The sequence below is a fragment of the Streptomyces sp. Y20 genome (assembly GCF_043195475.1).
Classification (GTDB): Bacteria; Actinomycetota; Actinomycetes; order Streptomycetales; family Streptomycetaceae; genus Streptomyces.
Genome location: NZ_JBIDDP010000001.1, coordinates 506,542 through 522,256 on the forward strand (window position 1 = coordinate 506,542; position 15,715 = coordinate 522,256).

General features: G+C 74.1%; 6 protein-coding genes. 1 reads left to right on the forward strand and 5 read right to left on the reverse strand.

The genetic code is table 11. From position 1 onward, the window contains the following. Nucleotides 1-19: 19 nt before the first annotated feature. The 5 genes from ACGFT1_RS02140 to ACGFT1_RS02160 all read right to left on the reverse strand — a co-directional run bounded on the left by ACGFT1_RS02140 (nucleotide 20) and on the right by ACGFT1_RS02160 (nucleotide 14,357). Nucleotides 20-4,768, reverse strand: coding sequence for a type I polyketide synthase (locus ACGFT1_RS02140; RefSeq protein ID WP_373907098.1), 4,749 nt, complete (start codon nucleotides 4,766-4,768; stop codon nucleotides 20-22). Continuing rightward, a complete protein-coding gene (locus ACGFT1_RS02145) occupies nucleotides 4,765-10,269 on the reverse strand; it encodes an SDR family NAD(P)-dependent oxidoreductase (protein WP_373907099.1) in 5,505 nt (1,834 codons plus the stop codon). Before ACGFT1_RS02145 ends, ACGFT1_RS02140 begins: the two co-directional genes overlap by 4 nt. A gap of 370 nt (nucleotides 10,270-10,639) precedes the next feature. Continuing rightward, the gene (locus ACGFT1_RS02150) at nucleotides 10,640-11,539 is read right to left on the reverse strand and encodes a geranyl diphosphate 2-C-methyltransferase (RefSeq protein WP_373907644.1); all 900 of its coding nucleotides are present in this window, start codon (nucleotides 11,537-11,539) and stop codon (nucleotides 10,640-10,642) included. A 16-nt stretch (nucleotides 11,540-11,555) separates the two neighbouring features. Next, nucleotides 11,556-12,851, reverse strand: coding sequence for a family 2 encapsulin nanocompartment cargo protein terpene cyclase (locus tag ACGFT1_RS02155; protein WP_373907100.1), 1,296 nt, complete (start codon nucleotides 12,849-12,851; stop codon nucleotides 11,556-11,558). A gap of 102 nt (nucleotides 12,852-12,953) precedes the next feature. Beyond that, a complete protein-coding gene (locus tag ACGFT1_RS02160) occupies nucleotides 12,954-14,357 on the reverse strand; it encodes a family 2B encapsulin nanocompartment shell protein (RefSeq protein ID WP_373907101.1) in 1,404 nt (467 codons plus the stop codon). Nucleotides 14,358-14,927: 570 nt separating this feature from the next. On the opposite strand from ACGFT1_RS02160, the gene ACGFT1_RS02165 reads away from it, so the two are divergent. Continuing rightward, on the forward strand, nucleotides 14,928-15,689 hold the full coding sequence (locus tag ACGFT1_RS02165) for a DeoR/GlpR family DNA-binding transcription regulator (protein WP_373907102.1): 762 nt from the start codon (nucleotides 14,928-14,930) through the stop codon (nucleotides 15,687-15,689). Nucleotides 15,690-15,715: the final 26 nt, after the last annotated feature.

Consider the following 15,715-nt stretch of genomic DNA (forward strand, 5'->3'; position numbering starts at 1 on the left):
TGGGAGGGACGCCGCACGCCTAGCGGAGCTCGTTGTCGATGAAGGCGAAGACGTCGTCGGCGGAGGCCTCCTCCAGCCGTCCGGCGACGGCGGCGGCGTCCTGGCCGAGGGTCTTGTCGAGGTCGCCCAGCAGCGACCGGAGGCGCGTGGTGATCCCTCCCTGTTCGATGTCCTCGGCGGTGAGGTCGCCGAGCCGGGCCGCGACCCGGTCGAGTTCGGCGAGGACCGAGTCCACGGAGGTGTCGGCGCCCGCGAGTTCGCTGCCCAGGTGCTTGGCGAGGGCGGCGGGGGTGGCGTAGTCGAAGATGAGGGTGGCCGGCAGCGGCACCCCGGCGGCGCCGCTGATCCGGTTGCGCAGGTCGACGGAGGTGAGGGAGTCGAAGCCGAGGTCGCGGAAGGCGGTGGTCGGCTCGACCGCGTCGGCGCCGCCGTAGCCGAGGACCGCGGCGGCCTGACCGCACACCAGCTCCTGGAGGGCGCGGTCGCGTTCGCCGCCGGTGAGGCCGGCGAGCTTCTCGGCGAACCCGTCGGCCGCGCTCGCTGCGGCGGCGCCACCGGTGCCGGTCCGTGCCTCGGGCAGCGTGGACAGCAGGGGGCTGGGCCGGGTGGCGGTGAAGGCGGGCGCGAACACCGACCAGTCGACGTCGGCGACGGTGACCGTGGTGTCGCCGCCGTCCAGGGCGCGGCGCAGCGCGGTGAGCGCGCGGTCGGGGTCGAGGAGGGACATGCCCATCGCCCGGGCGGCCGAGCGGACGGTGCCGTGGGCGGCCATGCCGTCGCCGCCCCACGGCCCCCAGGCCACCGAGGTGGCCGGCAGTCCGGCCCCGCGCCGGTGTTCGGCGAGGGCGTCGAGGTAGGCGTTGGCGGCGGCGTAGTTGGCCTGTCCCGCACCGCCGACGGTGGCGGTCAGGGAGGAGAACAGCACGAACGCCGACAGGTCCCGGTCCGCGGTCAGTTCGTGCAGGTGGCGGGCGGCGTCGGCCTTGGGCGCGAGGACGCCGGCGAACCGCTCGGGGGTGAGGGCGTCCAGGACGCCGTCGTCGAGGACGCCGGCCAGGTGCAGCACGGCGGTGAGGGGGTGTTCGGCCGGTACGGAGTCCAGCAGCGCGGCCAGCGCCCGGCGGTCGGCGACGTCGCAGGCGGCGAGGGTCACCCGGGTGCCGGCCTCGGTGAGTTCGCGGACGAGGTCGGCGGCGCCGGGCGCGTCCATGCCCCGCCGGGAGGTCAGCAGCAGGTGGTCGGCGCCCTCGGCGGCGAGCCACCGCGCGACGGCCGTGCCGACGGCGCCGGTGGCCCCGGTGACCAGCACCGTGCCGGACGGCTTCCAGGGGGTTCCGGCGCGGGCCGGGGCGTGCTCCAGGCGCCGGCCGTAGGCGCCGGACTCGCGCAGCACGACCTGGTCCTCACCGCTCGCGTCGCCGAGCAGGGCGGCCAGCCGGGCGAGGGTCTGCGGACCGGGCGCGGCGGGCAGGTCGACCAGGCCGCCCCAGCGTTCGGGGTGCTCCAGGGCGGCGACCCGGCCGAGGCCCCACACCCGGGCCTGGGCGAACCCGGTGACGGCGGCGGCCGTGCCGTGGGCGACGGCGTCACGGGTGACGCACCACAGCGGGGCCGTGATCCCGGCGTCCCCGAGGGCCTGGACGAGGGTGGCGGTGGCGGCCGGTCCGGTGGCGGGCGCCAGCAGGGACAGGACACCGTCGAGGCCGTCCCGGCCGGCGAGCAGTCCGGTGAGTTCCGTGCGGCCGGCCGGGTCCGGCACCGTGAGGACGTCCACGGCGAGGCCCTGGTCGGTGAGCCCGGTCAGGACGGCGGTCGTCCAGGGATCGTCGGTGGCGGGGACGACGGCCAGCCAGTGGCCGCCGCGCGCCGGGGTGGCGGCGGGCGCGAGCGGTTCCCAGGCGACGCGGTACCGCCGGCCGTCGGCGGCGGCGTTGGCCTGCCGCTGCTCGTGCCAGGCGGCCAGGGCCGGTACGACGGCGGCGACGGACGTCTCGTCGGTGACGCCGAGGGTGGCGGCGACGGCGGTCACGTCCTGGTCCCGGACCAGTTCCCAGAACGGGTCGGCGGCGTCACCACCCGCGCGGGCCGCCGCTGAGCGCTCGGCCTGGAGGATGGGGGCGTCCTCCCAGTGCCGGTCGCGGCGGAACGGGTAGGTGGGCAGGCCGACCTTGCGGCCGCCGGCGAACACGACCGGCCAGTCGGGGCCGGTGCCGGTCAGGTGCAGGCGGCAGACCGCGTCGAGGAGGGCGGCGTCCTCGGCGCGGTCGCGGCGCTGGGTGCCGATGACGTCGGGCACCGTGTCCTGGGCCAGGTTGGTGAGTACCGCGTCCGGGCCTATCTCCAGCAGGCGGGTGGCGCCCTCGGCGGCCAGGGTGGTGACCCCGTCGTGGAAGCGGACGGCCTCGCGGACGTGGCGCACCCAGTAGTCGGGCGAGGTGAGGTCGCCGGCCATGCGGCCGGTGACGTTGGAGACGACCGGCAGGGCGGGCTCGTGGAAGGTGAGGCCGGCCAGCACCTCGCGGAACGCGTCGAGCATGGGGTCCATGCGGTGGGAGTGGAAGGCGTGCGACACCTTCAGCCGGGTGGACTTCTCCACCCGCGCGGCGACGGCGAGCACGGCCTCCTCGTCGCCGGATACGACCACGGCGCGCGGACCGTTGACGGCCGCGATGTCGACGCCGCCGGTGAGCAGCGGGGCGACCTCGGCCTCCCCGGCGAGCAGGGACACCATCGCGCCGCCCGCGGGCAGCTCCTGCATGAGCCGGCCGCGGGCGGCGACCAGGGCGACGGCGTCCCTCAGGTCCAGGACGCCGGCGACGTGCGCGGCGACGACCTCGCCGATGGAGTGCCCGGCGAGCAGGTCCGGGCGGATTCCCCAGTGCTCCAGCAGCCGGTACAGCGCGGTCTCGAAGGTGAACAGGGCGGCCTGCGTGTACCCGGTCCGGTTCAGGGGGGCGGTTGCGGGGTCGGCGTCCTCGAACATGATGTCGCGCAGCGGCCGGTCCAGATGGGTGTCGAACGCGGCGCAGATCTCGTCGAAGGCGGCGGCGAACACCGGGAACGCGGCGTGCAGGGTGCGGCCCATGCCCGGCCGCTGGGAGCCCTGCCCGGAGAACAGCACGGCGAGGCGGCCGGGCTCGGGGGGCACCACGGCGGGCCGGCTGCCGTCGGCGACGGCGCGCAGCCCGGCCAGCAGTTCGTCCCGGTCGCGGCCGGTGACGGCGGCCCGGTGGGTGAACACGGTGCGGGTGGTGGCCAGCGAGTACCCGACGTCGTACGGGTCGAGGTCGCCGGCCACCGCGAGCAGCCGCTCCGCCTGCCGCTGGACGGCGTCGGCGCCCTTGCCGGACAGCACCCAGGGGATGACGGGCAGCGCGGCCCGCTCCGGGGCGGGCCGCGCCGTCCCGGCGGGCGGTGCCTCCTCCAGGATGGTGTGGGCGTTGGTACCGGAGATGCCGAAGGAGGACACGCCGGCGCGGCGCGGGCGTCCGTCGGGGGTGTCCCAGGGGCGGGCCTCGGTGAGCAGCCGGACGTGGCCGGCGCTCCAGTCGACGGCGGTGGAGGGCTTCTCGGCGTGCAGGGTGCGGGGCAGGGTGCCGTGGCGCATGGCCATGACCATCTTGATGACGGCGCCGACGCCGGCCGCGGCCTGCGGGTGGCCCATGTTGGACTTGATGGAGCCGAGCCACACCGGCCGGTCCTCGGGCCGGTCCTGCCCGTAGGCGGCGATGACGGCCTGGGCCTCGATGGGGTCGCCGAGAGTGGTGCCGGTGCCGTGCGCCTCGACCGCGTCGATGTGGTGCGGGGCGAGCCGGGCATCGGCGAGGGCCTGCCGGATGACCCGGATCTGGGCCGGGCCGCTCGGCGCGGTCAGGCCGTTGGAGGCGCCGTCCTGGTTGACGGCCGAGCCGCGGACGACGGCGAGCACCTCGTGCCCGTTGCGCAGGGCGTCGGACAGCCGTTCCACCAGCAGCATGCCGGCGCCCTCGGCCCAGGCGGCGCCCGCCGCGTCGTCGGAGAAGGAGTGGCAGCGGCCGTCGGGGGACAGCGCCCGGCGCTCGCTGAACTCGATGAACATCTCGGGGCTGGCCATGACGGCGGCGCCGCCCGCCAGCGCCAGCGAGCACTCCCCCTTGCGCAGCGACTGGATCGCCGAGTGCAGCGCCACCAGGGAGGAGGAGCAGGCGGTGTCCATGGTGACCGCGGGACCCTCCAGGCCGAGGGTATAGGCGATGCGGCCGGAGACGATGCTGCCGGAGATGGTGCCGCCCACGTAGTCGTGGTGCATCAGGCCGACGAAGACGCCGGTCGGGGTGCCCTTCACCGTGGTGGGGTCGATACCGGCCCGTTCGAACGCCTCCCAGGTGACCTCCAGCAGCATCCGCTGCTGCGGGTCGGTGCCGGGGGCGTCCTTGGGGCTGATACCGAAGAAGGCGGGGTCGCACTCGGCGGCGTCGTGCAGGAACCCGCCGTGGCGGACGTAGGACTTGCCGGGGGCGCCGGGCTCGGGGTCGTAGATGGCCTCGACGTCCCAGCCGCGGTCGGTGGGGAACTCGGTGACGACGTCGGTGCCCTCGTCGATGATCCGCCACAGGTCCTCGGGGGTGCGCACCCCGCCCGGGTAGCGGCAGCCCATGCCGATGATGGCGACGGGCTCGCGGTCCTGCTCCTCCAGCTCGCGTACGCGGCGGCGGCTGCGCTCCAGCTCGGTCGTGGCCCGCTTGAGGTAGTCGCGGAGCTTGCCGGCCGTGGCCGAGTCTTCCATCACAGGGCTCCCAGTTCGTTGTCGATCCTGGCGAAGAGTTCGTCGTCGCTGGCTTCGCCGAGGTCCTTCGGCGCCACGGGCGCGGTGTGCCGTCCGTGGGTGTCCTGCCAGCTGCGCAGCAGCGCTTCGAGGCGTGCGGTGACGCGGGCGTGGCTGCCGCCTTCGTCGGGCAGGGTGAGCAGCGCGGCTTCGAGGCGGTCGAGCTCCGCCAGCGCGGTCCGGGCCCGGTCGGCCGGTCCGGGCACGAGCGCGGTCTTGAGGTGGGCGGCGAGGGCGGTGGGGGTGGGCTGGTCGAAGACGAGCGTGGCGGGCAGGGTGAGGCCGGTGGCGCCGGCCAGGAGGTTGCGCAGTTCGACGGCGGCGAGCGAGTCGAAGCCCATCTCCTGGAACGCGCGCCCCGGGTCGACCGACTCGGGCGAGGGGTGCCCGAGGACAGCGGCGACGTGGGTGCGGACCAGTTCCAGCAGGGCGCGGTCCCGTTCGGGATCGGCCAGCGGTGCCAGCCGGTCGCGCCAGGAGCCGTCGGGGGCACCCGGGGCGGGCCGGGCACCGGGCCGGGCGGGCCGTACCAGTCCGCGCAGCAGCGCCGGTACGCCGTCCGACCGGGCGCGCACCGCGGCGGCGTCCAGGCGTACGGGCACCAGGACGGCATCCTCGCCACCGAGGCCGGCGTCGAAGGCGCGCAGTCCCTGAGCGGGGGTCAGGGGCGGCAGGCCGAGCCGGCGCAGCCGTTCCAGGTCGGCGGCGTCGATGCCGGCGCTCATGCCGCCGGCGCCGGACCACAGGCCGTAGGCGAGGGAGACGCCGGGCAGGCCGAGTGAGCGGCGGTGGGCGGCGAGGCCGTCGAGGAAGGTGTTGGCGGCGGCGTAGTTGGCCTGGCCCCCGCCGACCAGCAGGCCGGCGGTGGAGGACAGCAGGACGAACGCCGACAGGTCCTTGTCGCGGGTCAGTTCGTGCAGGTTCCAGGCGGCGTCCACCTTGGGCCGCAGCACCCGGTCGACCTGGTCCGCGCCGAGCGTGGCCAGCACACCGTTGTCGACGACGCCGGCCGCGTGCACCACGGCCCGTACGTCGTGCTCGGCGAACAGCGCCGCCAGCCCGGCGCGGTCGGCGGCGTCGCACCGGACGGTGATCACTTCGGCGCCCAGCTCGCGCAGGGCGTCGCCCAGTTCGGCGGCTCCGGGGGCGTCCGCGCCGCGCCGGCCGGCCAGCAGCAGGCGCCGTACGCCGTGCTCGGTGACCAGGTGGCGGGCGATCACGGCGCCGAGGCCGCCGGTGCCGCCGGTGATCAGGACGGTGCCGTCCGGGTCCCAGGCGAGCGGACCGCCGGGCTTGGCGCGGGCCAGCCGGGGCAGCCGTACCTCGCCGTCCCGCACCGCGACCTCCGGTTCGCCGGCGGCGAGCGCGGCTGCGAGGGCGGGGCCCGGGGCGGCGCTGCCGTCGCTGTCGACCAGCAGGAACCGGCCGGGGTCCTCGGCCTGGGCCGCGCGGACCAGCCCGTACAGGGGGGCGTGGCCGAGGTCGCCGGCGCGCAGCAGGACCGCGAGCCGCCGGTCGTCGTGTTCCTCGCCGGCCGGCCAGGCGCGCAGCGCGTCCAGCGTGGCATGCACCCGCTCGCGCACCAGGGCGGGCAGGTCGGGTACGGCGTCGGGGGTGTCCGGGACGGCCAGCACCACCAGGCCGGGCACCGGGCCGGCGGCGGTGAGGGCGGCCAGGCCGGGGTGGTGGGGCGCGTCGAGGCCGGTGGGCGCGACACCGGTGCCGTCCGTTCCGCCGGGTGCCCGGCCGGTGCCCGCGAGGCCGCACACGGCCAGGGCGGGCGTGCGGGCGGTCGCCGGGACGGGCGCCGGGACCAGGTCGACCCGGTACAGCGGGTCGTCGCCGTCCCCGGCGAGCTGCTCGGCGGAGACGGGGCGGGCCACGAGGCTGCGGACGGTCGCGACGGCGGTGCCGGTGGCGTCGGCCAGGGTGAGGGCGACGGCCTCGGGGCCGGACGGCGACAGGTGCAGGCGCAGGGTGTCGGTGCCCGCCGTGTGCAGGGTGACACCGCCCCAGGCGAACGGCAGCACCGCCTGGCCGCCGGGCAGGTCCAGCAGGTTGACATGCAGGACGGCGTCCAGCAGCGCCGGGTGCACGCCGTACGCGGCGGCGGTGGCGCGGGCGCTGTCGGGCAGGGCCGCCTCGGCGAACAGCTCGTCCCCGCGGCGCCACATGGCACGCAAACCCTGGAAGACCGCGCCGTAGCCGTAACCGGTGCGGGCCAGTCGGGGGTAGAGGCCGTCCAGGTCGACGGGTTCGGCGTCCCGGGGCGGCCAGTCGGTCAGGTCCGCCGGGGCGGCCCCTTCGTCGGCCGCGGCGGTGAGGACGCCGGCCGCGTTGCGGGTCCAGGGGGCGTCGGGGGTGTCGGCGCGGCGGGACCAGACGGTCAGCTCCCGCTGTCCGTCCCGTTCCCCGCCGACGGCGGCCTGGACCGCCAGCGCCCCCTGCTCGGGCAGGACCAGCGGGGCGTGCAGGGTGAGTTCGGTGACGGTGTCGCAGCCGGTGCGCTCCGCGGCCTGGAGTGCCATCTCCACGAAGGCGGTGCCGGGCAGCAGCACGGTCCCGTGCACGGCGTGGTCGGCGAGCCACGGGTGGGAGGCGAGGGAGAGCCGGCCGGTGAGGACCGCTCCGCCGGTGTCGGGCAGGTCGGTCGCGGCGGTCAGCAGCGGATGGCCGGTGGCGTGCTGTCCCAGGCCGTCGGCGTCGCCGCTGCCGCCGGCGCCGGCCTCCAGCCAGAGGCGTTCCCGCTGGAAGGCGTAGGTGGGCAGGGGGGTGCGCCGGGCGTGGTGGGGGGCGAAGAACGCCGCCCAGTCCACCGCGGTTCCGGCCGCGTGCAGCCGGGCCACGGCCGTGACCAGGTCGCGTTCCTCGTCGCCCGCGCGGCGCAGTCCGGCGACGGTCACGCTGTCCTCGGCCACGCAGTCCACGGCCAGCGCGGTCAGGGCCGCGTCCGGGCCGACTTCGAGGAACGAGCGGACGCCCAGCTCGTGCAGGGCGTTCATGGCGGCGGCGAACCGGACCGGCCGGCGCACGTGGTCGACCCAGTGACCGGGGGTGGCCAGCCGCGCGGGGTCGGCGAGGGTGCCGGTGAGCGTGGACACGATCGGGATGCGCGGCTCGGCGAAGGAGCACCGGGCGGCCGCCTCGGCGAAGTCGGCGAGCATCGGCTCCATCAGCGGCGAGTGGAACGCATGCGACACCTTCAGCCGCTTGCCCTGGCCGAAGCGGGCGGCGAGGGCTGCGACGGCGTCCTCGGCACCGGAGACCACCACGGAGCGCGGGCCGTTGACGGCGGCGAGGCCGACCCGCTCGTCCAGGTGGGGGGCGACCTCGTCCTCCGTGGCGCGCAGGGCGGCCATGGCGCCGCCCGCGGGCAGGGCCGCCATCAGGGTGCCGCGCGCGAGGACGAGGTGGACGGCGTCCGGCAGGGACAGCACCCCTGCGACGTGGGCGGCCGCGATCTCACCGACGGAGTGGCCGGCCAGGTAGTCGGGGGTGACGCCCCAGGATTCCAGGAGCCGGTACAGGGCCACTTCGATGGCGAAGAGGGCGATCTGCGCGTAGTCGGTACGGCTGAGGAGGCCGGCGTCGGCGTCGATGACGTCGGCGAGCGGCCGCTCCAGGCTCCGGTCGGCGAGGGCGCACACCGCGTCGAAGGCCTCCGCGTACACCGGGAAGGCACGGTACAGGTCCCGGCCCATGCCGATCCGCTGGGCTCCCTGACCGGTGAACAGGAAGGCGGTCCTGCCGCCGGCGGGGGTGAGCGGAGCAGCGGCGGCGAGCCCGGCGAGCAGATCGCCGGTGTCCCGGCCGACCGCGACGGCGCGGTGCTCGAAGCGGGCGCGGGTGGTGGCGAGCGACAGCCCGAGGTCGGCGGGGCGGACGCCGGGGTGCGCGTCGAGGTGGTCGCGCAGTCGCGCGATCTGCGCGGCCAGGGCCTGGCGGGTACGGCCGGAGACGATCCAGGGCACCTGACCGCCCTCCCGGCCGGGGGAGATCTCTCCGCCCCCCTCCCCTACGGGCGAGTGCTCCGCGCCCTCTTCCCCGCCGGCCGGCTTCTCGGCGTTCTCGGCCGGCTCCGGGTCGGCGGGCGCCTGTTCCAGGACGACATGCGCGTTGGTGCCGCTGATACCGAAGGAGGAGACGGCGGCGCGGCGGGGCCGGCCGGTGGCGGGCCACGGGCGCCGCTCCAGGGCCAGTTCGACGGCTCCCGCGCTCCAGTCCACCTGATCGGTGGGCGCGTCGACGTGGAGGGTGGGCGGGACCTCGCCGTGCCGCATGGCCAGCACCATCTTGATGACGCCCGCGACGCCCGCGGCGGCCTGGGTGTGCCCGAGGTTGGACTTGACCGAGCCGAGCAGCAGCGGCTCGGCGCGGTCCTGGCCGTAGGTGGCGAGCAGGGCCTGCGCCTCGATCGGGTCGCCGAGCGAGGTGCCGGTGCCGTGCGCCTCGACCACGTCGACGTCGGCGGGGGTGAGCCCGGCACCGGCCAGCGCCTGCCGGACGACCCGCTGCTGGGACGGGCCGTTGGGCGCGGTCAGCCGGCTGCTGGCGCCGTCGGAGTTGACGGCGCTGCCCCGGACGACGGCGAGCACCGGGTGGCCGTTGCGCCGGGCGTCGGCGAGCCGTTCCAGCAGCAGCATGCCGGCGCCCTCGCCCCAGCCGGTGCCGTCGGCCGCGGCGGCGAACGCCTTGCACCGGCCGTCCGGCGCGAGCCCGCGCTGCCGGCTGAAGTCGATGAACGTCTCCGGTGTGGACATCACGGTGACACCGCCGGCCAGGGCGAGCGAGCACTCGCCCGCCTGGAGCGCCCGCACGGCCCAGTGCAGGGCGACCAGGGAGGACGAGCAGGCGGTGTCGACGGTGACCACCGGGCCTTCGAGCCCGAAGGTGTAGGCGACGCGTCCGGAGGCGATGCTGGCGGCGCTTCCGTTGGCGAGGTAGCCGTCGAGGTCGTCGGGTACGGAGGCGAGACGGGTGGCGTAGTCGTTGTACATCACGCCGGCGAACACGCCGGTGCGGCTGCCGCGCAGGGAGGCGGGGACGATGCCGGCCCGCTCGAAGGCCTCGTGCGAGGTCTCCAGCAGCAGCCGCTGCTGCGGGTCCATGGCGAGGGCCTCGCGGGGGCTGATGCCGAAGAAGTCGTAGTCGAAGTCGGCGGCGTCGTGCAGGAATCCGCCGGTACGGGCGTAGGTCCTGCCGGGCCGCGCCGGGTCCGGGTCGTACAGGGCGTCCACGTCCCAGCCGCGGTCGGCGGGGAAGTCCGTCACCGCGTCGGTCCCCGTCACGACGAGATCCCACAGGTCCTCGGGAGTGGTGACGCCGCCCGGATAGCGGCAGCCGATGCCGACGACGGCGACCGGGCCGTGTGCGCGTTGCTCGTTCTCGCGCAGCCGCCGCCGCGCCTCCCGCAGGTCCGCGGTCGTCCGCCTGAGGTAGTCGAGCAGTTGCTCTTCGTTGTTCACCAGCGCGCCATCCGATCGAGATCGAAGTGAGGGCCTGGGCCGCGCGGATCGCCTCCGGACGGTTTCCGGTCCGCTTCCCCTCCGCTGTCGGAGGCTAGGCAGCCGGCAATGACCCAAGACACCCCTACGGCCCCCAGGGGCCCCCACGGCGGTTAAGGGGTCCCTCTCACCGGGCATGGCGCGCGATAGTCTTCGTACGGCATTCCGCGCGACGGTCACCGAACGGCATTCCGCGCGGCAGTCCTCGTACGGCGTCCCTCACGTCGGGGTCGGGATCCCGGCCCCGAGTCGGTGGCTGGCGCGACGTCATGGTCGCGGCCAGGATCGGAAGGGCCCGTGTCGTCGGCGGGCCCCTCCCGTCGGCACGGGGTCAGACGCGGTCGGCCGCGATGAGGAGGTACTGGAACGAACCGTCCTTGTAGGACTTGATGAAGGCGTCCTCGATGCCCGTCACCAGCGTCGAGGTGGCCCGCAGTTCCCAGTAGGGCAGGGTGTCGGGGGTCAGGTCGATGACGGCCTGCGGCACGAGGCGGTTGTCGGCCATGGCGCGGAAGTACTCCCGGCGCGAGTGGATGTTGCACTCGAAGTGCGCGTTGATCTGCGACACCCATTTCGACGGCTGGCCGTACCGCGGATTCCAGCAGCCGGTGATGGTCACATAGCGACCGCCGACCTCCAGGACGCGGGAGTGTTCGGCGAACAGGTCGTGGAGGTCGACGTACATGCTCGACTCGTTGTTCCACGAGGCCGCCACCGAGCCGGTCCCGAACGGTGTGGCGAGCATGTTGCAGACGCGGGCGCGGACATGGTCCTGCATGCCGAGTTCGCGGGCCCGGCCGTTGGCGAAGTCGGCCTGCTTGGCCGACAGCGTGACACCTTCGACCTCGCACCCGAATCGCCGGTGGGCCATCACCATCGAGCCGCCGCGGCCGCAGCCGGCGTCCAGCAGGGTGTCGCGCGGCTTGATGTCGCCGAGGTGGCTCAGCAGGAACTCGGCCTGCGCCGACTCCAGTCGGTGGAGTTCGGCGATCAGCCTCTTCTCGCTCGCGGCGTCCCCGGGGCCGCCGAGCGCGGCGGAGTCGACTTCACCGATGCCGTAGTGGTGGTGGTAGAGGCCGTCGACATCACCGAGGCGCAGGTTGACGGGCCTCGCCTCGCCGTCCCAGTAACGGGCGATGTCTCCCTGGTAGGGGTTCGCCGGGCGGGGGATGCGCAGTGGGGTGGAGGCGGGGGCGGATGCGGCGGTGCCGGTGAGTTCGGCGTCGGTCACGGATGAGTCCATTCTCTTACCAGAAGTCGGGCAGGCGGTAGCGGTAGGTGTTGGACCGGTGCCAGTGGTGGTTGCCGTCGACCCAGGCGGCCACCCCGCGGAGGAAGCGCAGCACACTCGGGACGGGGCAGTCGGCAGCCAGGCGTGCGGCCGCGGTCTCGAAGTCACGCATCAGTTCGTTGTGGATCTCGACCGTCTTCAGGTAGGCGTCGCGGTCGGAGAGCCCCTCACGTTCGGAGATCACGACGGGCAGGTTCAGGTGCCGGCCCGGCGCGTCGAGTTCCTTGGTGTACGAGTACAGGTCGTTCACGATGGTCGTCGCGTTTCCCGCCAGGGCGATGACCTTCTGCATGGCCGGCAGGGCGTGCAGGTCCGCCGGGAGCTCGTAGCCGCCGACGGTGTCGGTGATGGTGGGGCAGGGGCGGAAGTTGTTGAACTGGCGCATCGCCAGGTACTCCCAGACCTCGGGGACGTGGTCCATCTGGGCCCAGGCCGCTTCGGCGAGGTATCCCAGGTGCAGCCGGGACAAGTCGTGCCGCAGCCGGTCCGCTTGGGAGGGGCTCGCCGCTCGGACGAAGTACTCCATGGCGGAGCGGTAGGCGCGCCGGGGCGCGTCCGCGTGGAGGGACGCCGCCCACTGCGGCCGGTACTCCGCCGTGGTGTGCAGGGCGTCGAGCGCGGTGTGCGCCAGCAGCAGCCGCTCGCCGAGGCCGACGGGGGATCCCCCGTGGTCCTCGCAGTAGTAGTCGTCCACCGCGTTCTCGGCCACCATGAGGCGTGTGGCGAGCATCAGGTGGTCGACGCCGGGTGCGTCCGGATGGCATCCGACCATGTAGCGGCCGACGGAGAAGCCGTCGAACTCCTCCTCCCAGTCCTCGGGATACAGGGCGACCTCGTCGGCGGCCCAGGACTTGATCCGTCGGCTGACCTCTTCGACCCGCACCGGGTCCGGCTCGGCGATCGGGTGGTGATAGAGGCCCGGGATCGCCTTGCCCTCCCCCCTGTCCGCCGACGGCGCCGGGAGCTCCTCCCGCAGGGAGATGCGCAGGCCCGCGGTGCCCAGACCGGTGGGACCTGCCAGGAGCCGTTGCAGCGCGGTGACCGGCGCCGGCGTCATGGCTGACGGCGCGCCGGGGGCGGACGGGGCCGGCTCGGGCGTCGCGGGGGGCGGGGAAGGTGCGCGGGGAGGGCAGCCGATGGCGGCTTCGACGTCGCGGGCGCGGGCCGCGGCGTCGGCGAGTACCTGAGCGTCGGAGCGGGACGCGGACTCCGGCAGGCTCGACCGCGGGGGAGGCAGCTCAGGCGCGGGCATTCATGGCTCCTTGATGGGGTGGACGGCTGTCCGGGGGCTTCCGAGCGGGCGCGACGGGCCCGCGCGGTCGGGGGCGTCGCACGTCGCCGTGCGGGCCGGGCGCTACCCGGGCCGGCGGGCGATCTGCACGTTCTCCAGCACGCCGACCGCGTCCGGCACGAGGATGGCAGCGGAGTAATAGGCACTGACGAGGTAGGACGCGACGGCCTGCTCGTTGATGCCCATGAAACGGACCGACAGACCTGGTTCGTACTCGTCCGGCAGGCCGGTGTGGTGCAGGCCGACGACGCCCTGGTTGTCCTCGCCGGTACGCATGATGAGGATCGAGCTCGTGTTCTCCCGTGTGACGGGGATCTTGTCGCACGGGAGGATCGGGACCCCGCGCCAGGCCGGGACCCGCTGGCCGCCCAGGTCCACCTGTTCCGGACAGAGCCCGCGCGAGCTGAACTCCCGCCCGATCGCCGCGATCGTCCGGGGATGGGCGAGGTAGAACTTGGAGCCGCGGCGGCGACAGAGCAGTGTGTCCATGTCGTCGGGGGTCGGCGGGCCGGAGTGCGGCTGGATCCGCTGCTTGAAGTCGGCGTTGTGGAGCAGGCCGAACTCCCGGTTGTTGATCAGCTCGTGCTCCTGGCGCTCGCGCAACGCCTCGATGGTGAGCCGCAGTTGCTGTTCGGTCTGGTTCATCGGCCCGTTGTAGAGGTCGGAAACCCTCGTATGGATCCGCAGGACGGTCTGGACGACGGAGAGTTCGTACTCGCGCGGATTCGGTTCGTAGTCGACGAAGGCGCCGGGCAGCTCCTGCTCACCGACGTGGCCCGCCGACATGGCGATCTCCGCCTCGCCGCGATGGTTCTGGCGCCTGCGGGAACGGGAGGTGAACTCCTCGACGTGGTCCCGGAGACCGGGCGCCCGGGACAGTACGGCCGTGAAGTCTGCGCGCGACAGGGTGAGCAGTGTGCCCGGTGTCTCCGCGGTGGCGGTCTGTTCCCACCGGGCGTCCTCGTCCAGCAGGGCGTGCTCTCCGAACCGGTCGCCGTCGGCGAGTACGTCCAGGGTGACCTCGTCGCCGTAACCGCCGGCAACGCTCTGGCCGATGCGGCCGTGGGCGATCAGGTGGAGCCGATCCGCCCGTGCGCCGCCCTCGACCAGCGTCTCGCCGCTCCGGAAGTCACGCTGGACGCACCGGTCGGCGATCGCCGTGAGCACCTCGATGTCGTCGAAGCCGCGCAGGAGAGCCAGTTCACCCAGCTTCCGGGGGATCACGCGAACGTCGGCTCCGTTCTGGACGAACTCCACCCTCCCGTCCCCGACGGTGTAGGTCAGGCGCCGGTTCACCCGGTAGACACCGCCCTCGATCTCCACCCAGGGGAGCATGCGCGGCAGCCAGCGAGAGGTGATCTCCTGCGTCTGCGGGACGGACTTGGTCGTGGTGGCGAGGTTGCGGGCGGCCGCTGTTCCCAAGCTGGATCGCCGGGGCGGCGCTTCCGAGCCGGAGTCGACAGTCATCGGGGAGGCTCTCTTTGTCGGGGGGTGACGCGCGGATTCGGAAGGCACCGGGCGACGAGGGAAGTAGACGCGTACAGAAAGCCGTCCAGTTCCGGCAGGAACACTAAGGGCCCCTTTGCCCCCCGGAACAAGGAAATTCGCCGATATTAGCTCGATACGCTGATGGCGTCCGAGTGATGTTTGCCGTGGCCCCGACGGAATTCAGCCACGGTCGGCGACACATTCCGGCAACCAGCACTGCGGACGGGCCATCCGGCCCGCGTGGTCCACGAACCGTGAGGATCATGCCCCGTCGTTCTGAGTGATGGTCATGCGTGCACGGTGGTGGGGCGTTCCCGGTTCGCTGTCCGCCCGAACCGGGCAGCGGAGGCGGTGCATATGGGCACCAGTCTCCTGGGACGAACCGTGCGGCATCGCTCTGACCTGGGATTTCGCATAACCTCTTCAGGCATCATCGGGCATTTTCAGGCCCGCTGCGGGCCCGTTCGCGCGAAAAGGCGATTGGTATAAATGTGCGGCAAGACCGGGCACGCCGTGCCCGGACCGGGTACGGAAGGCCAGGTGCGTGCGGTGAACGCCGAAGAGCGTCAGAGCCGGATTCTCGCGCTCGCTCGTCACCAGGGACGTGTCGAGGTCACCACCACGGCCGTCGACCTGGCCGTCGCGCCGGAGACCATCCGTCGCGACCTCAGGGTCCTGGAACGCAGGGGCCTGCTGCGCCGCAACTACGGCGGTGCCTATCCCGTCGAGGGCGCGGGCTTCGAGACGGGCCTGCCCGAACGAGAGACCCTGCACGTCAAGGACAAGCGCCGGATCGCCGCGGAGGCGGTCAAACTCCTCGGTGACGCGGAGACCGTGTTCGTGGACGAGGGCTACACCCCCCAGCTCCTCGCCGCGCTCCTCCCCGGTGACCGCCCCCTGACCGTGGTCACCGCGTCACTGTCCACCGCGGCGGCGATCGCGGACTCTCCGCAGGTCACCGTCCTGCTCCTCGGCGGCCGGGTCCGGGCGCGAACCCTGGCCACGGTCGGCTCATGGACCTGCGCCATGCTCGAGCAATTCGTGATCGACCTGGCCTTCCTGGGGTCGAACGGGATTTCCCGGGAGCTCGGCCTGACCACCCCCGATCCGGTGGTGGCCGACGTCAAGGCCAAGGCGCTGACCGTGTCGCGCCGGCGTGTGTTCATGGGGCACCACAGCAAGTTCGGCGCGAGCAGCTTCTGCCGCTTCGCCGGGGTGGGTGACTTCGAGGCCATCGTCACCGACACCGGACTGTCCAGCGCCGAGGCGCACCGCTACTCACTGATGGGGCCCCGCGTCCACCGGGTCTGACCCGCTCAGCCCACTGCCCACCGCCG

What these genes read in the sequence shown, in the direction of transcription:
- ACGFT1_RS02160 (WP_373907101.1), bottom strand. Translation starts at nt 14,357, where the DNA reads ATGACTGTCGACTCCGGCTCGGAAGCGCCGCCCCGGCGATCCAGCTTG.
- ACGFT1_RS02155 (WP_373907100.1), bottom strand. Translation starts at nt 12,851, where the DNA reads ATGCCCGCGCCTGAGCTGCCTCCCCCGCGGTCGAGCCTGCCGGAGTCC.